Genomic DNA, 21,349 nt, shown 5'->3' on the forward strand with positions numbered 1-21,349 from the left:
GGAACTGAGCTGATGGGTTCGTTGGCCGACCTGGTCGCCAGGGTCCTGCACCGCCCGCACCCGTCGGCGCAGGCGGACCGCCTCGTGCTGCCCGCGGTGCCGACCCGCGCCGACCTGCTCGCGTCGGTCGACCGGGTCGAGGCGCTGGTGGCCGACGGCGCCGTCCCCGCGCCGGTCGCCTCCCGCGTGTCCCGCGTGACCCGGGTCGTGCGGCAGGCCATCCCGCGGCTGGACCGGTTGGGTGCCGGCAGCCCGCAGGCGTACTCGGTGATGGCGACGGCGACCGACTACCTGCCGGAGGCGATCGGCGGGTACCTGCGCCTGCCGCGGGACTGGGCGAACAGTCGACCAGTAGACAACGGTCGCACGTCGCTGATGGTCCTCATCGACCAGCTCGACCTGCTGGCGCGCACCATGGATCAGGTGTTCGACGCCGTCAACCGCTCGGACGCGGCCGCGCTCGTGGCCCACGGCCGCTTCCTCGCGGAGAAGTTCGGCTCGTCGTCCGGCGGCGGCCAGCTCGAGATCGGCCAGATCACCCCGCCCGCGCAGCCGACGTCGTGAGCGCGCCGCGCACGACCTCCCTCGACGGCGCGCTGGCCGGGCTGGTCGAGATCGGTTCGGTCGCCGGTCTGGCCGTGGCCGACGTGCACGCGGAGGGTGCCGCCCTCGCGGCGGCCGTGGCGGAGTCCGCCCCGCACGCCGCGGCGGACTGGGCGGCGCAGGCGGCCCACGACCGTCCGTTGCGCACGCAGGACTTCTTCGACGCCGCCTCCCGCGGGCGCCGGTGGCGGGCTGCGCCCACCCGCCTGCTCGGGGAGCTCGTCGCGACCGGTTCACCGCATGCGCCGGCGTACGCGCACGCCCTGGCCGAGGTCACCTCCGCCGCCTGCGGGCTCGGGGAGCCGACCCTGCGGGTGATCGGCAACGCGTCCGTCGCCGCGGCGGCGCAGCTCTCGGCGGTGCCGCGGGCGGCGACGAGCCCGCCGACTGCTGCTGCCCCCAGTGTTGCTGCTCCGACCGCGCCAGCCCTGGCTCCGGGGCCGGTGCCGCCCGCCGAGCCGGCCACGCCCGCGCCACCGGCCAAGACCGTCGACGAGCTGCTCGCGGAGCTCGACCAGCTCGTGGGTCTCGCGCGGGTCAAGCGGGAGGTGCACCAGCAGGCCGCCGTCCTGCGGGTCGACCGGCTGCGCGCGGAGCACGGGATGACGAGCCCGACGATCTCGCGCCACCTGGTCTTCACCGGCAACCCCGGCACCGGCAAGACGACCGTGGCGCGCCTGGTGTGCGGGATCTATGCGGCGCTCGGGCTGCTGTCCAAGGGGCACCTGGTCGAGGTCGACCGGTCCGAGCTCGTCGCCGGCTATCTCGGGCAGACGGCGGTCAAGACGTCCGACGTCGTGCGCGGGGCGCTCGGCGGGGTGCTCTTCATCGACGAGGCGTACAGCCTGGCCGGGGACCAGTACGGCGCGGAGGCGGTCGACACCCTGGTCAAGGAGATGGAGGACCACCGCGACGACGTCGTGGTGATCGTGGCCGGCTACCCGGCGCCGATGGTCGAGTTCGTCGACGCGAACCCCGGTCTGGCCAGCCGGTTCCGCACCACCGTCGAGTTCGACGACTACACCGATGACGAGCTCGCGGAGATCTTCGCCCGGCTCGCCACGGCCGCCGAGTTCGAGCCCAGCCCCGCGTGCCTCACCCGGTTCCGCGAGATCCTGGCCGCCACGCCGCGGGGGACCGGGTTCGGGAACGGTCGCTTCGCGCGCAACGTTCTAGAAGGTGCCATCGGCCGCCTCGCCTGGCGGCTGCGTGACGTCGACCACCCGTCTCGGGAGGAGCTGCGGGTGCTCCTGCCGCAGGACCTCGCGGACGACCTGCCGGACCCCGACCAGCCCCTCAGACCCGGAGGTCTCGCGTGACCCGGACCGCTCCGACCACGGCCCCGGCGTCGGCTCGCCCCGGCGCCGACCCGTATGCCAGCCCGCTCCCGACGGTGGCGTCGCCCGCCGCGCGGGCGGGTCAGCGCATGCAGCGGGCCCGCCTGGGTGTGCAGGGCACGCCGGGTCGCATGCGGCTCGTCTCGGCCGCCCTGGTGGTGGTCGGGCTCCTCGTGGGCCTGGCCGCCGCGCAGTCGTTCTCGGTGGCCGACGGCGCCCTGGTGCGGGCCGATCGCAACGCCGCGCAGCTGGTCCGGCTGCAGGACATCCAGACGCTCCTCGTGCGGGCGGACGCCGATGCCACCAACGCGTTCGTGGTCGGCGGCCTGGAGCCGGCCGACCAGCGCGCCGACTACGACGAGGCAGTGGACCGGGCCGTGCAGCAGGTGGCCTTCGCCGCGCGGGCCCAGCCCGCCGACGGCGAGGCGCTCGCCGCGCTCAGCTCCGCGATCCAGAGCTACACCAGCGGGGTCGTGCAGGCCAGGGCCGCCAACCGGCAGGGCCTGCCGCTCGGTGCGCAGTACCTGCGTGAGGCGAGCGCCGGGCTGCGCGCGGACGCGCTGCCGCTTCTCGGTGCGCTGACCTCGGCCAACGAGGAGCGTGTCCAGACCGAGTTCGACACGGCCGGCCGGGCTCAGGTGCTCGCGCTGGTCGCCGGTCTGCTCGGCCTCGTGATCGTCGCCGGGGCGCTCGTCTGGCTCGCCCGGCGCACGCACCGCTACGTCAACGTGCCCGTCGCCGGGGCCGGCGTCGTCATCCTCGTCGTCCTCGTGGCCAGCGTGGTGGCGCTGGGGTCGGTGGCCGCCGCGGTCGCGGACCTCCGAGCCGGTTCGTATGCCTCGGCGCGCGCGCTGGCGGGAGCGCGGATCGCGGCGTTCGACGCCAAGGCGAACGAGAGCCTGACACTCGTCTCCCGCGGATCGGGCGCGGCGTTCGAGGCCGCCTGGCAGGAGTCGTCCGCGGTGACGTCCAGCCTGGTCGCCGAGGCCGCGCAGATCGACCCGGCCGCCGCGGACCTGCCGGGCGGCTGGGACGCGTACACCGCGCTGCACCAGGAGATCAGGTCGCTGGACGACGGCGGCGGGTGGGAGCAGGCCGTGGCCGCGGCGATCAGCCGGGAACCGGGCAGCGCCAACGCGACGTTCGACGCCTTCGACGCCGCCTCGGGCGAGCAGCTGACCGCCGCGAGCGAGGCGACGTCGTCGGGCCTGCGCGACGCGCGGTCCGGTCTTGCGCTCGCCGGGTGGCTGTGCGGGCTGGCCGGGGTGCTCGCCGCGTTGTTGGCCTGGTGGGGACTGTCGCAGCGGATCGAGGAGTACCGATGAGCGGAGATGTGCGGGGCACGCAGGAGCCTGCGAGGGGCCGGGTGGTGCTCGCGGCCGTGGTCACGCTGGTCGGTGCCCTGCTCGCAGGCTGCACGTCGTCGGGCTACGACCCGACGCCGCTGCCGACCGCCTCGGCCGCGCCGTCCCCGACGTCGTCGCCGAGCCCGAGCGGGTCGGCCGCCCCGGTGTGCGACGACCCGCTCGCGTCCTACGCGCCGATCTCCCCGCTGCCGGCCCCCGGCAGCATGCCGTCGGGGTCGACGATGGCGACGATCGCCGAGCGCGGCCGCCTCATCGTCGGGGTCTCGGGCGACTCGCTGCTCCTCGGCGCCCGCAACCCGATCAGCGGTCAGCTCGAGGGCTTCGACATCGACATGGCCCGGCTGGTGTCGCAGGCCATCTTCGGCGACCCCGACAAGATCGAGCTCCGCGTGATCACGGCGGCCGAGCGCATCCCGCTGCTCGAGGACGGCAGCGTGGACCTGGTCGCCCGCAACATGACGATCACGTGTGCCCGCTGGGAGCAGATCGCCTTCTCGGCGGAGTACTACCGGTCCGGTCAGAAGGTGCTCGTCCCGCTCGGGTCGAGCGCGACGTCGCTCGCCGACCTGGCCGGGCAGCGCGTGTGCGCCCCCGCCGGCTCCACGAGCCTGGTCAAGCTCGAGGACTTCCCGGAGGTCGTGCCGGTCAGCGCAGCCACGCACACCGGGTGCCTGGTGAAGTTCCAGCAGGGCGAGGTGGACGCCATCACCGGCGACGACACCGTGCTCGCCGGGCTGGCGGCGCAGGATCCGTACGCCCAGGTGGTCGGCCCGGCGTTCACCGCCGAGCCGTACGGGCTGGGTGTCAACCAGGCGAACACGGACCTGGTCCGGTTCGTCAACGCCGTCCTGGCCCAGGCCGTGGCGGACGGCCGGTGGACGCAGTCCTACGACAGGTGGCTCGCCGACGCGCTCGGCGCGGCCCCCGCCCCGCCGGTCCCCGACTACGGGCGTGGCTGATGGGCCTGGTCACGGCGATCGCCCCGGTGGCTCCCGCTCGGATGGGGGAGCCCGTCGAGCCCGCCGCGATGCTGCGCTTCCTGTCCGAGCTGGTCGCGTGGAGCGAGCGCCGCCGCGCGGAGCTGGCCGAGCTGGACGCGGCGGCGCTGACCGCGGCCGACGCGGGCGCGCTGACGGGTGACATCACGCTGTCGATGACGCTGTGGCAGGCGGTCGCCGGACGCCTGGCTCAGATCGAGCAGGTCTGGGACGACGGTCGGGTGGGTCCGGTCGAGCGGCAGCGGCTCTCCGCCCTGGTGTGGGGGCGGCTCGACGCCGACGCCGGTCCCGGCAGTGCGTCGCTCGCGATCTCGCTGCCCGAGGCCTGCCGGCTGTCGGACGCCCTCGCCGCGCAGCTGAGCTGGCGGCTGTCCCTCGATCCCGTGGGGGTCGACCTCGCCGCGCACCTGCGGTCGCTGCGCGCGACCCTCGAGCGGGTGCGCGACCTGCTCCCCGGCGAGCAGGCCGGCCCGGTGCGCGACGCCGCCGCCGAACGCCTGCTCCGGATCGACCGGCGGCTGGAGGATGCGACCGCCCGGGCGGGACGCGGCGCCGACGTCGGCGGCCTGATCGGCCCGCTCGAGTCCGACGCGGCCCTGCTCGAACGCGACCTCATCGTGGCGGCGGCGACCCGCCGGGACGACGAGCGGGACCGCGCCCGGGCGCACGCCCTGCGTGACCGGCTGCTCGAGCGGTCCGTGGTGGTCGATCGCGTCGTGGACGACTGCGTCGCGCAGATCCGGTCGGCGCCGACCCTCGCGGTGCCCCGCGTCGAGGCGCTCGGCCCGGTGCCCGACGACGCCCTCGCGGTCGACGCGTACCTGGTCCGGCTCGCGGCCGTGGCCCGGGCCCTGACGCTCGCCGAGCAGGCCTACGGCGGTCCGCTCGCCGAGCTCAGCGACCTGCGCGCGCTGCTCGACGTCTACCACGCCAAGGCTGCGGGCACCGGGCATGCCGCCCATCCCGAGGTGGCGGAGATGTACAAGCAGGCCCTCGCCGTGGTCAACGAGCCCCCCACCGACCTGGCCCGCGCGCGGGCCGTCGTCGGGGCGTACCAGCTGCTGCTCGGCGGTTCGGCGGGACCCACCCCTGAAGGACGGAGCTCATGAGCGACATCGCCTGCAGCCAGCCGGGATGCACCGGCACGATCCTGGACGGGTACTGCGACGTCTGCGGCACCCCCGGCGGGGCACCGCCCAGCCCGGTCGTCGCGGCATCGGTCCGGACCGCCGCCGTCCACACCCCTGCCGTCCATACCGCAGGGGCCGGCCAGGTCACCGGCTCGCCGGCCGCTCCGGCAGGCACCGACAGTGCGGCGTCGACCATGTCTCGGGCCTCCAACCGGCTGGCGTCCACCGCCATGGGATCAGCCCGCACGGGCGGCACCCAGGTCACGCTCCGCCGCGGCACGACGTCGACCCGGCTGCGCGCCGCGCGCCTCGGTGCCGGTCTCACCACGATCCCGCCCCAGCCCGCCGTCGACGCGTCCAAGGCGCTGATGGTGAACCCCGAGGTCGCCCCGGAGAAGCGGTTCTGCCCGACGTGCGGCTCGCCGGTCGGGCGCCCGCACGACGATTCGCCGGGTCGCACCGAGGGCTTCTGCCCGCAGTGCCGCAGCCCGTTCTCGTTCACGCCGAAGCTCCAGGCCGGCGACCTCGTCGGTGGCCAGTACGAGGTGGCCGGGGCGCTGGCGCACGGCGGGCTCGGCTGGATCTACCTGGCGCGCGACCGCAACGTGTCGAACCGGTGGGTCGTGCTCAAGGGTCTGCTGAACGCGGGCGACGCCGATGCCGTGGCCGCCGCCATCGCCGAGCGGCAGTTCCTCGCCCAGGTCGAGCACCCGCTGATCGTCGAGATCTACAACTTCGTGACGCACGAGGGTGCCGGCTACATCGTGATGGAGTACATCGGCGGCACGTCGCTGAAGTCGCTCCTCAAGGAGCGGATGAAGGCCGCCGGGCGCTACGACCCGCTCCCGCTCGACCAGGCCATCGCCTACGTGCTCGAGATCCTGCCCGCGTTCCAGTACCTGCACGACCTCGGCCTCGTGTACTGCGACTTCAAGCCCGACAACATCATCCAGGTGGGCGACGACGTCCGGCTGATCGACCTGGGCGGGGTGCGCCGTCTGCAGGACGTGGACTCGGCCATCTACGGGACGGTGGGCTACCAGGCTCCCGAGGTGCCGGAGGTCGGCACGTCGATCGCCTCGGACATCTACACGATCGGGCGCACCCTGCTGGTGCTCGCGATGGAGTTCCGGGGTTACCAGTCGACGTACCTGACGTCGCTGCCGGCGGTGGCCGACACACCGCTGTTCCAGAAGTACGACTCGTTCTACCGGCTGGTCGCCAAGGCGTGCGCGCCGGATGCGGCAGACCGGTTCGCGTCCGCGGCCGAGCTCCGGGTGCAGCTGCTCGGCGTGCTCCGGGAGGTGGTCGTCACCGACCGGCCGGACGACCGCGCCGTGCGCCACGCACCGCCGTCCTTGCTGTTCACGCCGCCGAACGTCTCGGACTCCGGGCTGGCGTGGCCGGACCTGCCCGAGCTCGTGGTCGACACCAGCGACCCGCAGGTCGGCTGGCTGGCCACGGTGAGCGTGGTCGATCCGGCCGCGCGGCTCGACCTGCTCGCCCAGGCGCCCGAGCGGTCGCCCGAGGTGCTGCTCCACACGGGCAGCGCGGCGCTCGCCGCCCACCGCCCGGACGTGGTGGACGCGGTCGTGGACGAGCTGCTGACCGCCGACCCCTGGGAGTGGCGGGCGGTCTGGCTCCAGGGGCTCAAGGCCCTGGACACCCGCGACGGCGACGGCGCGCAGGCCGCGTTCAACGCCGTCTACGGGCAGGTGCCGGGGGAGCTCGCCCCCAAGCTCGCACTCGCGCTGGCCTGCGAGCTGCGGTCCGAGCTCGACATCGCCGAGGCGCTCTACACGACCTGTGCGCGCAGCGATGCGTCGTACACCGCGCCCGCGGCCTTCGCGATGGCGCGGATCCGGTCCGCGCGAGCGGACATCGCCGGTGCGGTCGCCGCGCTCGACCTGGTCCCGCCGACCAGCCGCGCGTTCCCCGAGGCGCGCCGTCAGCGCGCCGGACTGCTCGCCGACTCCGGGGGCGGGCTCCCCGCGCTCGCCGCGGCGATGGCCAGCGTGGACGGGGTGAGCATCGACCCGCACGATCGCTCGCGGCTCACCGCGCAGGTCCTCGAGACCGCTCTGGGCCTCGTGCTGCAGCACGGTCCGCAGCCCACGGTGGCCATCGGGGGACTCCGGGCCGCCGAGCCTGCGCTGCGCGACGGCCTCGAGCAGACCTATCGCGAGCTCGCGTCGATGGCGGCGACGGCCGAGGAACGGGTCGCGCTGGTCGACTCGGCGAACGCTGTGCGGCGATGGACGCTTCGATGAACGGCCGGCGTCGATGGGCGCTGCGATGAGCGGCGCCGTGGTGAGCTCGTTGCCGGTGTGCGGCTCGTGCGGTGCCGTGGCGGCGATCGGCGCGCGCTTCTGCGAGGCGTGCGGGACGGACCTGCCGACCCCGGCCGGGGGTCAGGGCGCCACGCCGCCCGGAGAGATCCTGGCCGCGCCGGTCCCCGACCCTGCGGGGCCGGTGCCCGTGCCGGTTCCCGAGCCCGTGCCCTGCCGCGAGTGTGGCGGCGTCGTCGACGCCGACGGCTACTGCACCTCCTGCGGCGCCAAGGCCCCCCGTGCGCGGGACCACGTCGTGGAGCAGCCGCAGGCGTGGGTGGGGGCGGTCAGCGACCGCGGGATTCGTCATCACCGCAACGAGGACGCGCTCGCGGTCGCCGCGAGCGAGGCACCCGGCAGCCACGCCGTGCTGGTCGTGTGCGACGGCGTCTCGTCCTCCGAGGACTCCGACGTCGCCAGCCTCGCCGCCGCCCGGGCGGCGCTCGACACGCTGGCCGGGCCCCGCGCGCAGGGCCTGGACACGAGCGCCGGGCTGGTGGCCGTGATCGGCGCACGCCTCGAGGCCGCGGCCGACGCCGCCAGCCGAGCCGTCGCGGCAGCGACCTCGCACGACCACGGGGACAGCCCGCCGTCGTGCACGTTCGTCGCCACCGTGGTCGAGCGCGGGCGGATCGTGACCGGGTCGGTCGGGGACAGTCGCGCGTACTGGCTGCCGGACGCGGGTCAGGCGCGGTTCCTGACCACAGACGACTCGTGGGCGGCCGAGCAGATCGCCGTCGGGGTACCGCGGGACCAGGCTGAGTCGGGCCCGCAGGCGCACGCCATCACGCGCTGGCTCGGCGTGGACGCACCCGACCACACGCCACGCATCACCACGATGGAGGTCGACGGGCCGGGTTGGCTCGTGGTGTGCTCGGACGGGTTGTGGAACTACTGCTCCCCGGCCGACGAGCTCGGCGCGCTCGTGCGGCGGATCGCGGCGACGGTCGCCGGCGAGCCGCTCGCGACCGCCTCAGCCTTGGTCGACTGGGCCAACGGGCAGGGCGGGCATGACAACATCACGGTGGTGCTGGCCCGGCTCGGCGCCGACCCGGACTCACCCCTTCCACGCGATCAGACGGGATCATCGAGATGACCGAATTCTCGGCGCAGGTGTACCAGAACGAGTTCCTGGCCGACGGCGCCACGGACGTCCACGCGATCGTCACGGTCACCTGCACCGGTGCGGGTCAGGCCGGGCACACCGGGGCGGGTGAGGCCGCCGAGATCGTCATCGTCGACACCTCCGGCTCGATGGGACCGGTCGGGATCCGGGCCGCGCAGCTGGCGGCCGCGGCCGCTCTCGACCAGGTCCTCGACGGGACCTGGTTCGCCGTCATCGCCGGCAGCCACGTGGCGCGTCTGGCCTACCCTGCCCCGGCGGGCGAGCTCGGGATGGCCCGCATGGACGCCTCGACCCGGGCGGCGGCGCGCGCAGCGATCGGCACGTTCGTGCCCGAGGGCGGCACCGCGATGGGGACGTGGCTCGAGCTCGCCACCGCGGTGTTCGCGAGCGTCCCGTCGGCCGCCCAGCGGCACGCGATCCTGCTCACCGACGGCAACAACCAGCACGAGACCCCCGCCGAGCTGACCCGCCGGATCGCCGCCGCGAGCGGCCGGTTCCAGTGCGACTGCCGGGGGGTCGGCGCCGACTGGCAGGTCGGCGAGGTCCGCCGGATCGCGACCGCCCTGATGGGGACGGTGGACCTCATCCCCACCCCGGACGAGATGGCCGCCGAGTTCGAGACGATCATGCGGGCCTCGATGGGCCGTGGGGTCGCCTCGGCCGACCTGCGGGTGTGGGCCCCGCAGGGCGCCCAGGTGCTGTTCGTCCGTCAGGTCGCCCCGGCGGTCGAAGACCTGTCCGGTCGCCGCCGCGAGATCAACGCCCTCACCGGGGCCTACCCGACCGGCAGCTGGGGCGACGAGTCGCGGGACTTCCACGTGGCGGTGCGGGTCTCGGCCGCGCGCGGCGTCGGCCAGGAACAGCTCGCCGCCCGCGTGCAGCTCGCCGTCGGGGACGAGGTCCTGGCCCAGGGGCTGGTCAAGGCGAAGTGGTCCGACGACAACGAGCTCACCGCCCGGATCAACCCGGAGGTCGCGCACTACACCGGTCAGACCGAGCTCGCCGAGGCGATCCAGGAGGGGCTGGCTGCGAAGGCCGTCGGCGACACCGCCACGGCGACCGCCAAGCTCGGCCGCGCGGTGCAGCTCGCCTCCGAGACGGGCAACGAGGAGGCGACGTCCAAGCTGCGCAAGGTCGTCGACATCGACGAGCCCGGCACCGGCAAGGTGCGATTGCGCAAGGCCGTCGATCGGCTCGACGAGATGGCGCTGGACACGGCGTCGACCAAGACCACGCGGGTCCGCAAGTGAGCGCGGCGACCTGCCCGAACGGGCACGCGAGCGGCGCCACGGACTACTGCGACGTCTGCGGGGCACCGATGGCGGACGGTGCCGGTGCGGCCGCGCTGACCGGGTCGGGCGCCGCCGCACCGACCGCTGCGCCCGCTACGACCGCTGCGCCCGCTACGACCGCTGCGACCGGCGGGGCCCAGATCTGTGTGAACTGCCAGACCGCGAACGTCGCCGACGCGCTGTTCTGCGAGGCGTGCGGGTACGACTTCACGACCGGGGCGATGCCCCGCGTCGTGGCGTCCGCCTCGGCGGCCGGCGCCGTTCCCGCCAGCCCGGCGGCGCCCGAGGGATCCCTCGCGCCGGCCGTGCCGCTCGAGTGGGTCGTGGAGGTCTGGGTCGACCCGGACTGGTACGCCGAGCAGGAGAGCGAGGAGACCTGCCCGTCGCCCGGGCTGCCGGTGATCGTGCCGCTGCGGGTGCGCAGCGTCCTCGTCGGGCGGGTGTCGAAGAGTCGGAGCATCCACCCGGAGGTCGACTGCGACGGCGACATCGGGGTCAGCCGCCGGCAGGCCCAGCTGACCACGGACGGCACGCGCTGGTGGATCGAGGACCTCCAGTCGTCCAACGGCACCTACCTCGGCCCGGACAGCGGGCCGCTGCCGACCGAACCTCTGCCCCCGGGGCAGCGGCGCGAGCTCGCCGAGGGGGACCGGGTCTATGTCGGCGCGTGGACCCGGCTCGTCGTGCGGCGGGCCACGGACGAGGAGAAGGTAGCCGGCTGAGCAGAGCTCCGGCTGAGCACAGCCCGGCTGAGCGCCCGAGAGAGGGGGCGAGCATGGTCACGGTGGCGCGCGAGCAGGTCGAACCGGAGGACAGGTCCGGGTGGCGACAGTGGCTCGCCGAGCACGGCGGGACGAGCCCGGGAGTGTGGCTGGTCATCCGCCGCAAGGGGGCGGGCCCGGGGGGCTGCACGCTCGACGAGGCGGTCGAGGAGGCGCTCTGCGCCGGTTGGATCGACAGCACGCTGCGGCGCCTGGACGACCGGCGCAGCGTGATCCTGTTCGCGCCACGGCGCCCGACGGGCACCTGGTCGAGGGTGAACCGCGACCGGGTGGTGCGGCTCCGTGAGCGGGGGCTCATGACGGAGGCGGGGGAGCGCGCCGTGCAGCGCGCGCAGGAGAACGGGTCCTGGACGGTCCTCGACGACATCGACGCCCTGCTCGTCCCGCCGGATCTGGCCGCCGCACTCGATGCAGCGCCCACGGCCCGGGCAGGGTTCGACGGCTGGAGCGACTCGCTCCGCAAGCAGTACCTGTGGTGGGTGGCCACCGCCCGGCGGGCGACGACCCGAGAGCGCCGAATCGGCGAGATCGTTCAGCTCGCCGCCGACGGTGCCGCGCCCGGACCGACCGGATCGGCTGGATCGCCCGGCTCGGCCGGGCCACCCGGATCGGCCGAATCACCGGACGCCCGCAGGTAGCGGTTGAACCAGCCGCTCGCCAGGAGCGCGACCTCGGCGAGCGTGCCCGGTTCCTCGAACAGATGGGTGGCCCCCCGCACGATGTCCAGCTGGTTCGGGCAGGTGAGGCGCGTCTGGGCGCGCCGGTTGAGCTCGAGCACCGTCGTGTCGGCGCCGCCGACGATGAGCAGGGTCGGCGCACGGACCTCCGCGAGCCGCGGGGCCGCCAGATCCGGACGGCCACCCCGAGACACCACCGCCGAGATCTGCGCGCCCTGGTCTGCTGCGGCCCAGAGTGCAGCCCCGGCGCCGGTGCTCGCCCCGAAGTAGCCGATCCGGGCGCCCGCGGCCTCCGGCCGGTCGCGGAGCCATTGCGTCGCCTCACCCAGGCGGTGCGCGAGCAGGGGGATGTCGAACACGTTGGCGCGGTCGAGCTCCTCCCGCGGGGTGAGGAGGTCCAGCAGGAGCGTGCCGAGCCCCGCGCGGTGCAGGACCGACGCGACGAACCGGTTCCGCGGGCTGTGCCGGCTGCTGCCGCTGCCGTGCGCGAACACCACGACCCCCGCCGCCTGCTCGGGCCGGTCCAGGCGTCCGGCCAGCAGGCCGGCCTCGATGGGGATCTCGACGTCGCGCCCGGTGACGGGCGGCGGGTCGACCACCCGGCCGTGCACGCGCCGCGCCGCCTCGTCGAGCGCCGCGATCACGTCCTCGTCGCTGGTCGGCGAGAAGTCACGGTAGTGGCGACCGACCGCCACGAAGGGCGTGGGCATCCGGTCGCACACGATCTCGTCGGGCTCGGTCAGGTTGTCCACGACGTCGGCGGGTGCGACGGGGACCGCGAGGACCACCCGGGACGCACCGAGCCCCCGCGCCACCTCGCACGCCACGCGGGCGGTGGACCCGGTCGCCATGCCGTCGTCCACGATCAGCGCGATCCGACCGGTCAGGTCGATCCGCTCGCGTCCCCGGCGAAGGCGCGCCACCCGAACCTCGAGCGCCGCACGTTCCCGCCGCTCGACGCCGTCCAGCTCGTCCGCCGTGACGCGGGCGCGGGCCACCAGGTCGGCGTCGACGAAGCGGACCCCGCCTTCGCCGATGGCGCCCATCGCCAGCTCGGGCTGGAACGGCAGGCCGAGCTTGCGCACGACGATGACGTCGAGCGGGGCCTCGAGGGTCCGGGCGACCTCGGCGGCGACGGGAACGCCGCCGCGCGGCAGGCCGAGCACGACGACGTCCCGGCCGCGCAGGTGGGTCAGCCGTCCGGCCAGCTGCCTGCCTGCCTCGACGCGATCTGCGAACACGGCCACGGTGGCACCTCTCGGTCGGCGGGGCCCGGCCGGCCGGGACCGGCGCAAGCAGGTGGTCCTCCCGGTCTAGCACCGGGGACCGGGACCCGCCTGCGGTCCGGTCAGCCGCTACGTTGACCGTGTGGCGGCGATCGATGAGGTGCGAGCCGAGCTGGCCGCCGCGGCGGACCCGCAGCGGGCGGTCGGTCTTGCGCGGTACCTGCAGATCGCACCGGGTGGGTACGGCGAGGGGGACCAGGTCCTCGGCGTACCGGTGCCGGCCCAGCGTGCGGTGGCCCGCCGGCACTGGCGCACGCTGGAGCTCGACGCCGTCGACGATCTGCTGGGCAGCCCGTGGCACGAGGAGCGCCTGACCGCGATCTTCGTGCTGGTGCGCAAGTTCGACGCCGGCGGCACCCCCGACCGCAGGGCGATCGTCGAGGTGCTGCTCGCAGACACGACCCGGATCAACAACTGGGACCTGGTCGACTCCAGCGCGCCCTACCTGCTCGGTCCCTGGTTGCTGGACCGGGACAGCGCCGTGCTGGACCGGCTTGCCGCCTCGTCGTCGGTCTGGGACCGGCGGATCGCGGTCATGGCGACGTTCGCCTTCATCCGCGCGGGCCGGTTCGAGCGCACGCTCGAGCTCGCGGAGCGGTTGCTGCACGACGAGCACGACCTCATCCACAAGGCCGTCGGCTGGATGCTGCGGGAGATCGGCAACCGTGATCGCGCCGTCGAGGAGGCCTTCCTCGCCCGGCACCACGCCGCCATGCCCCGCACGATGCTGCGGTACGCGATCGAGAAGTTCCCGGCCGACCGGCGCGCCGCCTACCTCACCGGCGCCGTCCCGGCGCCACCGGCCGTCGCGCGCCCCACGGACGGGGTCAGGTGACCGCGCGGCCCGCCGCCGGCGCGGGCTGCGTGCCGACGGCGGACGTGGTCCGTCTGCGGGCGAGGTCCAGGCTCTCCGCGGGCAGGGCCGCCGCGACCAGCAGTCGGGGCAGGAGCTCCGGTTCGAGGGTCAGCGCGCGGAACGTCACCGCGATGGTGACGTCGTGGTCGGGTCGGTGCGCGATCTCGACGTCATCGCCCGCACGGATCTCGCCCGGCTCGATCACGCGCAGGTAGGCCCCGGGCCGCGCGGCACGGGTGAACTCCTTGATCCAGCCGTCCACCCGCAGCCATCCCTGGAACGTGCCGCACGGGATCCGCGGGCACGACACCTCCAGGACGAGGTCGGGCCCGATCCGCCAGCGTTCGCCGATGAGGGCGCCGGACACGTCGACCCCGGCCGTCGTGAGGTTCTCCCCGAAGCTGCCGCCGGTCAGCTCGGTGTCCAGCACGCGCTCCCACCGGTCGAGGTCCTCGCGCGCGTAGGCGTACACGGCCTGGTCGGTGCCCCCGTGGTGCCTGACGTCGAAGACCTGGTCACCGGCGAGCCCGACGGCGCCGGTGCCCTTCGGTCCCGGTGCGGTGACCTTGACCGGGCCGTCGACAGGGCGTTTGTCGATCCCGGTCGTGCTCGGCCCCCTGCCCGGGTTTGCGCGGGGATGGGCGACGTTCACGGAGATCACCGGCATGCGGCCACGGTACGGCCTCGGGAGTGTCCCGCAGGGCGCACGACCGGGCGAGAAGTCCCCGGTTCTGCCTTCTCGGGGGCGTCATACTCGAACCTGCGAGGCCGCCCGACCCGACCCGTCCAGCGCAGACCGATGGAGTTCTTGTGCCGCACCGTTCCACGCCCCGTCCGCCCGTCGCCGCTCGGCCTCAGACGTCGCCAGCGCCTGAGACGTCACCGGCCCCGGGGATCGACAAGGTGGTCGCCTCGCCCGAGCTGGCCGTTGCCGACGTCGGGGCGGGTGCGACGATCGCCGTCGGCGGCTTCGGGCTGTGCGGAAACCCGATCGCGCTGATCGAGGCGCTGCTCGCAGGCGGGGTGCGCGACCTCGAGATCGTCAGCAACAACTGCGGCGTGGACGACTGGGGCCTGGGCGTCCTGCTGGGCGCGGGCCGGATCCGCCGGATGACGTCGTCGTACGTCGGCGAGAACAAGGAGTTCGGGCGGCAGTTCTTCTCGGGCGAGCTCGAGCTCGAGCTGGTCCCCCAGGGGACGCTGGCGGAGAAGCTGCGCGCCGGCGGGTCGGGCATCGCGGCGTTCTGGACCCAGACCGGCGTCGGCACCCTGGTCGCCGAGGGCGGGCTGCCGCTGCGGTACGACGGCGCCGGCGGGATCGCGCTGGCCTCGCGCGCCAAGGAGGTCCGCGAGTTCACCGTGCGGGGGGTGACCCGCGAGTACGTCCTCGAGGAGGCGATCACCACGGACTTCGCGCTGGTGCACGCCGAGCGCGGCGACCGGTACGGCAACCTCGTCTTCCACCGCTCCGCGCGGAACTTCTCCCCGATCGCCGCCATGGCCGGCCGGGTGACGATCGCGCAGGTGGAGGAGCTCGTCGAGCCGGGCGAGCTCGATCCCGATGAGATCCACCTGCCGGGGGTGTTCGTGCACCGCGTGGTCGAGGTCGGCCGTGATGTGCCCAAACGGATCGAGAAACGGCGCGTGCGCGCCGCTGTCGAACCGTCTGCGGGGGTGTGAGGACATGGGGATCTCACGCGAACAGATGGCGATGCGTGCCGCTCTCGAGCTCGTCGACGGGTCGTACGTGAACCTGGGGATCGGCCTGCCGACCCTGGTGTCGAACTACGTCCCGGCCGGGTTCACCGTGATGCTGCACTCGGAGAACGGCATCCTCGGGGTAGGGCCGTACCCGACCGAGGCCGAGGTCGATCCCGATCTGGTCAACGCCAGCAAGGAGTCTGTGACCCTGGTGCCGGGCGCGGCGCTGTTCGACTCGGCGATGAGCTTTGGCATGATTCGCGCCGGCAAGATCCACACGGCCATCCTCGGCGGGATGCAGGTCTCGGCCCGGGGAGATCTGGCGAACTGGATGGTCCCCGGCAAGATGGTCAAAGGCCCCGGCGGCGCGATGGATCTCGTGCACGGCGCGACCCGGGTCATCGTGCTGATGGAGCACTGTGCGCGCGACGGGTCGATGAAGATCCTCGAGGAGTGCTCGTTCCCGTTGACCGGTCGGCGGGTGGTGCACCGGATCATCACCGATCTGGCAGTCATCGACGTGACGTCCGGGGGACTGGTGCTGCGCGAGGTCGCGCCAGGCGTGACGCTCGCTGAGGTGCGGGCCGCGACGGAGCCCGAGCTGACCCTGCATCCGGACCTGCTGCCGCTGGCGTAGCCGCCGACCGCCCGAATTGTCCGAGGTCCCCTAGCATCAAAAGTCCTAGATCCGCGGGACTCGACCAGGGGGCTCAGATGACCACCAAGGATGCGGTGCCAGCCAGCACGGGTGCTGTGTCGAGCGGCACGGGTGCTGTGCCGGCCAGCACGGACGTGAGCGAGCGCCGGGCACGCGAGGTGGCCGAGGCTGCGCGGGAGACAGAGTGGGTCCGGCCGAGCTTCGCCAAGGGGCTGTACCTCGGGGACTTCGACCTCGACCTGATCCACCCGCACCCGCAGCCGAGCCCCGAGGCCGCCGAGCGCGGCGACGCGTTCCTGGCGCGGCTCACCGCCTTCTGCCGCACCCTCGACGGGCGCCGCATCGAACGCGAGGATCGCATCTCGGACGAGTACCTCGCGGGCCTGACGGCGCTCGGCGTGTTCGGCATGAAGATCCCGCCGGGGTACGGCGGGCTCGGGCTGTCGCTGCTCTACTACGGGCGCGCCCTCATGGTGGTCAGCTCGGTGCATCCGAGCCTGGGGGCGCTGGTCTCCGCGCACCAGTCGATCGGGGTGCCGGAACCGGTCCGGATGTTCGGCACCGCGGCGCAGAAGCGCGAGTTCCTCCCGCGGTGCGCGGGCGGCGCCATCTCCGCCTTCCTGCTCACCGAGCCGGACGTCGGCTCCGACCCCGCGCGGATGGGTGCGACGGCGACCCTCAGCGACGACGGGTCCGAGTACGTCCTGGACGGCGTCAAGCTCTGGACCACGAACGGCCCGATCGCCGAGCTGCTGGTCGTGATGGCCCAGGTCCCGCCGCACGCCGGCCGGCCCGGCGGGATCAGCGCGTTCGTGGTGGAGGCGGACAGCCCGGGCATCACGGTCGAGAACCGCAACGCGTTCATGGGCCTCAAGGGTATGGAGAACGGGCTGACGCACTTCCACGACGTGCGCGTGCCGGTCGCGAACCGGCTCGGCCGGGAGGGGCAGGGACTGAAGATCGCCCTGACGACGCTCAACACCGGCCGGCTCTCGATCCCGGCGATCTGCGCCGGTGGCGGCAAGTGGGCGCTCAAGATCGCGCGGGAGTGGTCGGCCGAGCGGGTGCAGTGGGGCAGGCCGGTGGGCGAGCACGAGGCCGTCGGCAAGAAGCTCGCCTTCGTCGCCGCCACCACGTTCGCCCTCGAGGCCGTGTTCGAGCTCTCGGCGGCGCTCGCGGACGCCGGGCAGAAGGACGTGCGCATCGAGGCGGCCCTGGCCAAGCTGTGGGCGAGCGAGATGGGTTACCGGGTGGCGGACGAGCTCGTGCAGATCCGCGGCGGGCGCGGGTACGAGACGGCCGACTCGCTCGCGGCGCGCGGCGAGCGGGCGGTCGCCGCCGAGCAGCTGCTGCGCGACATGCGGATCAACCGCATCTTCGAAGGTTCGTCCGAGATCATGCGGCTGCTGATCGCGCGCGAGGCGGTCGACGCGCACCTCGCGGCGGCGGGGGACCTCGCATCGTCCGAGGCGGGTCTGCGGGCCAAGGCCGCCGCGGCCGTGGCCGCCAGCGGCTTCTACGCGCGCTGGCTGCCCCAGCTGGTGGTCGGCAAGGGGACCCTGCCCGGCGCGTACGGCGAGTTCGGCCGCCTGGCCGGGGAGCTGCGGTACGTCGAGCGCGCCTCGCGCACCCTGGCCCGGCGCACCTTCTACGCGATGTCCCGCTGGCAGGCCGGGCTGGACCAGAAGCAGGCGCTGCTGGGGCGCATCGTCGACATCGGCGCCGAGCTGTTCGCGATGGCCGCCGTGTGCACGCGGGCGGAGTCGCTCCGCTCGCGGGACGAGGTCACCGGGGAGGCCGCCTACCGGTTGGCGGAGGTCTTCTGCGCGCAGTCCCGGGCCCGCGTGGAGGCGCTGTTCCGCGAGCTCCGGCACAGCACCGACGGGCCCGACCGGCGGTTGGCGACGGCAGTGCTGGCCGGCGAGGCGACCTGGCTCGAGCGCGGCGTGATCGACGCGTCGGAAGGCACCGGGCCCTGGATCTCACCGCCGACGACCGGCCCGTCGCCGAAGGTCTCCGTGCGCCGCCGCTACCGATGACCACCGGCCCGCGGGCCACCCCGGGGCGCCCGTACCCGCTCGGCGCGACGCGAGCGATCGGACCGGACGGGTCCGCGGGGACCAACTTCGCCGTCGGCTCCCAGGTCGCCGAGGCCGTGACGCTGTGCCTGATCGACCCGGACGGCACCGAGACCTCGATCCCGCTGCTGGACGAGGACGCCGGGGTCTGGCACGCCTTCGTCCCCGGCATCGGCGCCGGTCAGCGCTACGGCTACCGGGCCTCGGGGGTGTTCGACCCCGCCCGGGGGCTGCGCTGCAACTCCGCCAAGCTGCTGCTCGATCCCTACGCCCGGGCCATCGCCGGCGAGGTCGACCTCGGTGATCACGTCCTGGGTCACGACCCCGCCTTCCCGGACCACCCCAGCACGCTCGACTCGGCCGGCCACGTCCCGGTGTCCCTCGTCGTGGACCCGGCCTTCGACTGGCAGGGTGATCATCGCCCGGAGCACCAGCTGGCCGACTCGGTGCTGTACGAGGTCCACGTCGCGGGGTTCACCCGGACGCACCCCGGCGTCCCGCCGGAGCTGCGTGGGACGTATGCGGGGCTGGCGCACGAGGCCGCCGTCGGGCACCTGGTCGGGCTCGGCATCACCACGGTCGAGCTGCTCCCGGTCCATCACAGCGTCCCCGAGGAGTTCCTGCGCGCCCGAGGGCTGACCAACTACTGGGGCTACAACACGATCGGCTACTTCGCCCCGCACGCGGGGTACTCGGCCCGCGTCGCGGCGGACCAGGACGGCGGCCAGGTGACCGAGTTCAAGGAGATGGTCCGGACCCTGCACGCGGCCGGGCTGGAGGTCGTGCTCGACGTCGTGTTCAACCACACCGCCGAGGGTGGTGAGGGCGGGCCGACCCTGTGCCACCGGGGGCTGGACAACCCCGCCTACTACCGCCTCGACCCCGCCGATCGGCGCCACTATCTCGACACCACCGGGTGCGGGAACTCGCTCAACGTCCGGGACCCGGGGTGCCTGCGGCTGATCATGGACGCGCTGCGGTACTGGGTCACGGACATGCACGTCGACGGGTTCCGGTTCGACCTGGCCCCCAGCCTGGCGCGGGCCGAGGGCGGGTTCGACACCCTCGCGGCGTTCTTCGACATCGTGAGCCAGGATCCCGTCATCTCGCGGGTCAAGCTGATCGCGGAGCCGTGGGACGTGGGCCAGGCGGACAGCTACGACCTCGGCCGGTTCCCGCCGCTGTGGAGCGAGTGGAACGGCCGCTACCGCGACACGATGCGGGACTTCTGGCGTCTGCAGGACGGCCGGATCGGCGACTTCGCGACCCGGTTCGCCGGCTCGTCCGACCTGTTCCACGCGTCCGACCGCCGCCCGACCGCGTCGGTGAACCTGATCACCACCCACGACGGCTTCACGCTGCGCGATCTCGTCTCGTACGACCACAAGCACAACGAGGCCAACGGTGAGGACAACCGTGACGGTTCCGGCGACAACCGCTCCTGGAACGGCGGCGCCGAGGGCCCGACCGACGACGCCGTCGTCCTCGTCGGGCGCGCCCGACGGCAGCGGGCGCTGCTCACCACCCTGCTGCTGTCGTTCGGCGTCCCGATGCTGCTCGGCGGTGACGAGCTCGGTCGCACCCAGCGGGGCAACAACAACGCCTACTGCCAGGACAACGAGCTCAGCTGGTTCGACTGGGCTGGCGTGGACGCGGACCTGCTGGCCTTCACCCGCCGGGTCGTCGCGCTGCGCCGGGCGCATCCGGTGTTTCGCCGTCGGCGGTTCCTGTCCGGGGTGGACCTCGCCGAGCTGACCTGGTTCACCCCGGCGGGTGGGCCGATGCGGACAGAGAACTGGGGCGATCCGCTGGCGCGAGGACTCACGGTCGCGCTCGACGGGGACGATGCGCCCGATCGGGCCAGCGACGGCACCCTCCTGCTTGACGACGACTTCCTGCTGCTGGTCAACGGCTGGCGCGAGGCGATCGACTTCACGATCCCGGCCGAGCGGGTCGACCAGCGGTGGCTGGTCGAGCTGGACACCGGCGACCTCGACCGCGCCGGGCGCGCGGTGGGCAGCCTCGTGCGCGTCGCTCCCCAGTCGATCGTCGTGCTGAGGGCCGCGCTCACTCGTCCCGGTCGTCGTCCCGGCCGTCGTGCATGATCAGCACGGTCGAGGCGGCGTCGCGGAGGACCTCGTGGCTCACCGAGCCGAGCAGCATCCCGCGGAAAGCACCCAGTCCGCGCGACCCGACCACGACGAGCTGGGCCCGGCGAGACGCGTCCACCAGGGCATGCACGGGGTCGTCCGCCACGACCTCCAGCCGGATGTCCGCGGTCGGGTGCTCCACCCCGAGCCGGTCGACGATCTCCTGCGCCGCCTTCTGGGTGGGATCGGTCGGTGCGGCGTAGCTCTCGGGGAGCGTGGCCAGCACGGGGGCGCCGCGTCCGAACGCGCTGGCGACGACCGGCCGGGCGTGCAGGACGACGAGCGGCACCTGCCGCAGAGCCGCCGCACCAGCCGCGGTGCGCGCGGCGGCGACCGACTCGGGTGACCCGTCGACCCCGACCACGACCGGCGCCGCCGGATCGGCCGGGGCGGCCCGCACCACCGCGACCGGGCAGCGGGCGTGCGCGGCGAGGTGTCCGCTGACCGAGCCGACCCGCGGCCGCCTGCCGTGCCCGGCGGCGCCGATCACGAGCAGCTGCGCCGTCTCGCTGAGCCGGCGCAGCTCGGGGACCTCCGCGCCGTGCGGCTCGCGCGAGTCGATCGTCAGGTCCGGGTGACGCTGCCGTTCGCGGGTGCGCAGCTCGGCGAGGTACTCCTTCGCGACGGTCTCGAAGCCGAGGTCCTCGTCGATCAGCGGGTACCAGCTCCACTCGGCGAACTCGCGCGGGAGCTCGAAGACGCGGACGAGGAGCACCTCAGCGTGCCGGCGGGTGGCCTCGGCGAGGCCCCAGTCCAGGGTCTGCTCGCTGTGCGGGGAGCCGTCCAGCGCGATCACCACGGGGCCGTCGGTCTTCATGAGAACCCTCCAGATCCAGGCGCGCGAACGGTGCCGATATCCCCACCCTGGCCGGTCGGCACGGTCGACGTCCCGGGTATTCGGTCCCCAGTTGCCCGCGCGCGCCGGCCGTCTGCCCGCATGCGGGCCGGTAGCTCGCCCGCGTGCGGGCGGGTCGTGAA

18 protein-coding genes are annotated in these 21,349 nt (G+C 74.0%); 15 read left to right on the forward strand and 3 right to left on the reverse strand.

The window, feature by feature from the left end:
- Positions 1–12: 12 nt before the first annotated feature.
- The 10 genes from EUA98_RS11070 to EUA98_RS11115 are packed head-to-tail and all read left to right on the forward strand — an operon-like array spanning position 13 to position 11,603.
- Positions 13–564, forward strand: a complete 552-nt coding sequence (locus tag EUA98_RS11070; RefSeq protein WP_130102743.1) for a hypothetical protein — start codon at positions 13–15, stop codon at positions 562–564.
- A complete protein-coding gene (locus EUA98_RS11075; protein WP_130102744.1) occupies positions 561–1,922 on the forward strand; it encodes an AAA family ATPase in 1,362 nt (453 codons plus the stop codon). Before EUA98_RS11070 ends, EUA98_RS11075 begins: the two co-directional genes overlap by 4 nt.
- Positions 1,919–3,265: a GlnX family signal transduction membrane protein gene (locus EUA98_RS11080; protein ID WP_130102745.1), complete on the forward strand. Its 1,347-nt coding sequence runs from the start codon at positions 1,919–1,921 to the stop codon at positions 3,263–3,265. Before EUA98_RS11075 ends, EUA98_RS11080 begins: the two co-directional genes overlap by 4 nt.
- Complete coding sequence (locus tag EUA98_RS11085) at positions 3,262–4,266, forward strand: glutamate ABC transporter substrate-binding protein (RefSeq protein ID WP_130102746.1); 1,005 nt, start codon at positions 3,262–3,264, stop codon at positions 4,264–4,266. Before EUA98_RS11080 ends, EUA98_RS11085 begins: the two co-directional genes overlap by 4 nt.
- Complete coding sequence (locus EUA98_RS11090) at positions 4,266–5,414, forward strand: hypothetical protein (protein WP_130102747.1); 1,149 nt, start codon at positions 4,266–4,268, stop codon at positions 5,412–5,414. The genes EUA98_RS11085 and EUA98_RS11090 overlap by 1 nt, the downstream gene beginning before the upstream one ends.
- Positions 5,411–7,705, forward strand: a complete 2,295-nt coding sequence (locus EUA98_RS11095) for a serine/threonine-protein kinase (protein ID WP_130102748.1) — start codon at positions 5,411–5,413, stop codon at positions 7,703–7,705. Before EUA98_RS11090 ends, EUA98_RS11095 begins: the two co-directional genes overlap by 4 nt.
- A gap of 25 nt (positions 7,706–7,730) precedes the next feature.
- Positions 7,731–8,861, forward strand: coding sequence for a PP2C family protein-serine/threonine phosphatase (locus EUA98_RS11100; RefSeq protein WP_130102749.1), 1,131 nt, complete (start codon positions 7,731–7,733; stop codon positions 8,859–8,861).
- A complete protein-coding gene (locus EUA98_RS11105; protein ID WP_130102750.1) occupies positions 8,858–10,141 on the forward strand; it encodes a vWA domain-containing protein in 1,284 nt (427 codons plus the stop codon). The genes EUA98_RS11100 and EUA98_RS11105 overlap by 4 nt, the downstream gene beginning before the upstream one ends.
- A complete protein-coding gene (locus EUA98_RS11110; protein WP_242511400.1) occupies positions 10,138–10,905 on the forward strand; it encodes an FHA domain-containing protein in 768 nt (255 codons plus the stop codon). Before EUA98_RS11105 ends, EUA98_RS11110 begins: the two co-directional genes overlap by 4 nt.
- A gap of 53 nt (positions 10,906–10,958) precedes the next feature.
- Positions 10,959–11,603 carry a YdeI/OmpD-associated family protein gene (locus EUA98_RS11115; RefSeq protein ID WP_130102751.1) on the forward strand — a complete coding sequence of 215 codons (645 nt, stop codon included), beginning with the start codon at positions 10,959–10,961 and terminating at the stop codon, positions 11,601–11,603.
- Here EUA98_RS11115 and EUA98_RS11120 read toward each other — a convergent pair.
- Complete coding sequence (locus EUA98_RS11120) at positions 11,498–12,889, reverse strand: phosphoribosyltransferase (RefSeq protein WP_130102752.1); 1,392 nt, start codon at positions 12,887–12,889, stop codon at positions 11,498–11,500. The two genes, EUA98_RS11115 and EUA98_RS11120, sit on opposite strands and share 106 nt — an antisense overlap.
- Positions 12,890–13,010: 121 nt before the next feature.
- Here EUA98_RS11120 and EUA98_RS11125 point away from each other — a divergent pair, with 121 nt between their 5' ends.
- On the forward strand, positions 13,011–13,763 hold the full coding sequence (locus tag EUA98_RS11125; protein WP_207219053.1) for a DNA alkylation repair protein: 753 nt from the start codon (positions 13,011–13,013) through the stop codon (positions 13,761–13,763).
- Here the strand turns inward: EUA98_RS11125 and EUA98_RS11130 are convergent.
- Entirely contained in the window at positions 13,756–14,451 is a 696-nt protein-coding gene (locus EUA98_RS11130) for an MOSC domain-containing protein (protein WP_130102753.1), read from the reverse strand. The two genes, EUA98_RS11125 and EUA98_RS11130, sit on opposite strands and share 8 nt — an antisense overlap.
- 227 nt (positions 14,452–14,678) lie before the next feature.
- On the opposite strand from EUA98_RS11130, the gene EUA98_RS11135 reads away from it, so the two are divergent.
- The 4 genes from EUA98_RS11135 (at position 14,679) to glgX (ending at position 20,326) form a co-directional block, all read left to right on the forward strand.
- Positions 14,679–15,464, forward strand: a complete 786-nt coding sequence (locus EUA98_RS11135) for a CoA transferase subunit A (RefSeq protein WP_130102775.1) — start codon at positions 14,679–14,681, stop codon at positions 15,462–15,464.
- Positions 15,465–15,468: 4 nt separating this feature from the next.
- Positions 15,469–16,122, forward strand: a complete 654-nt coding sequence (locus EUA98_RS11140; RefSeq protein ID WP_207219054.1) for a 3-oxoacid CoA-transferase subunit B — start codon at positions 15,469–15,471, stop codon at positions 16,120–16,122.
- Positions 16,123–16,199: 77 nt separating this feature from the next.
- Entirely contained in the window at positions 16,200–18,182 is a 1,983-nt protein-coding gene (locus tag EUA98_RS11145; RefSeq protein ID WP_130102754.1) for an acyl-CoA dehydrogenase family protein, read from the forward strand.
- Positions 18,179–20,326: a glycogen debranching protein GlgX gene (gene glgX, locus EUA98_RS11150; RefSeq protein ID WP_130102755.1), complete on the forward strand. Its 2,148-nt coding sequence runs from the start codon at positions 18,179–18,181 to the stop codon at positions 20,324–20,326. Before EUA98_RS11145 ends, glgX begins: the two co-directional genes overlap by 4 nt.
- Here the strand turns inward: glgX and EUA98_RS11155 are convergent.
- Positions 20,289–21,188 carry a universal stress protein gene (locus tag EUA98_RS11155; protein WP_130102756.1) on the reverse strand — a complete coding sequence of 300 codons (900 nt, stop codon included), beginning with the start codon at positions 21,186–21,188 and terminating at the stop codon, positions 20,289–20,291. The two genes, glgX and EUA98_RS11155, sit on opposite strands and share 38 nt — an antisense overlap.
- Positions 21,189–21,349: the final 161 nt, after the last annotated feature.

Source organism: Pengzhenrongella frigida, from assembly GCF_004168625.1.
GTDB lineage: Bacteria > Actinomycetota > Actinomycetes > Actinomycetales > Cellulomonadaceae > Pengzhenrongella > Pengzhenrongella frigida.

What these genes read in the sequence shown, in the direction of transcription:
- EUA98_RS11145 (WP_130102754.1), top strand. Translation starts at nt 16,200, where the DNA reads ATGACCACCAAGGATGCGGTGCCAGCCAGCACGGGTGCTGTGTCGAGC.
- EUA98_RS11070 (WP_130102743.1), top strand. Translation starts at nt 13, where the DNA reads ATGGGTTCGTTGGCCGACCTGGTCGCCAGGGTCCTGCACCGCCCGCAC.
- glgX (WP_130102755.1), top strand. Translation starts at nt 18,179, where the DNA reads ATGACCACCGGCCCGCGGGCCACCCCGGGGCGCCCGTACCCGCTCGGC.
- EUA98_RS11095 (WP_130102748.1), top strand. Translation starts at nt 5,411, where the DNA reads ATGAGCGACATCGCCTGCAGCCAGCCGGGATGCACCGGCACGATCCTG.
- EUA98_RS11105 (WP_130102750.1), top strand. Translation starts at nt 8,858, where the DNA reads ATGACCGAATTCTCGGCGCAGGTGTACCAGAACGAGTTCCTGGCCGAC.
- EUA98_RS11130 (WP_130102753.1), bottom strand. Translation starts at nt 14,451, where the DNA reads ATGCCGGTGATCTCCGTGAACGTCGCCCATCCCCGCGCAAACCCGGGC.
- EUA98_RS11115 (WP_130102751.1), top strand. Translation starts at nt 10,959, where the DNA reads ATGGTCACGGTGGCGCGCGAGCAGGTCGAACCGGAGGACAGGTCCGGG.
- EUA98_RS11085 (WP_130102746.1), top strand. Translation starts at nt 3,262, where the DNA reads ATGAGCGGAGATGTGCGGGGCACGCAGGAGCCTGCGAGGGGCCGGGTG.
- EUA98_RS11090 (WP_130102747.1), top strand. Translation starts at nt 4,266, where the DNA reads ATGGGCCTGGTCACGGCGATCGCCCCGGTGGCTCCCGCTCGGATGGGG.
- EUA98_RS11155 (WP_130102756.1), bottom strand. Translation starts at nt 21,188, where the DNA reads ATGAAGACCGACGGCCCCGTGGTGATCGCGCTGGACGGCTCCCCGCAC.
- EUA98_RS11100 (WP_130102749.1), top strand. Translation starts at nt 7,731, where the DNA reads ATGAGCGGCGCCGTGGTGAGCTCGTTGCCGGTGTGCGGCTCGTGCGGT.
- EUA98_RS11140 (WP_207219054.1), top strand. Translation starts at nt 15,469, where the DNA reads ATGGGGATCTCACGCGAACAGATGGCGATGCGTGCCGCTCTCGAGCTC.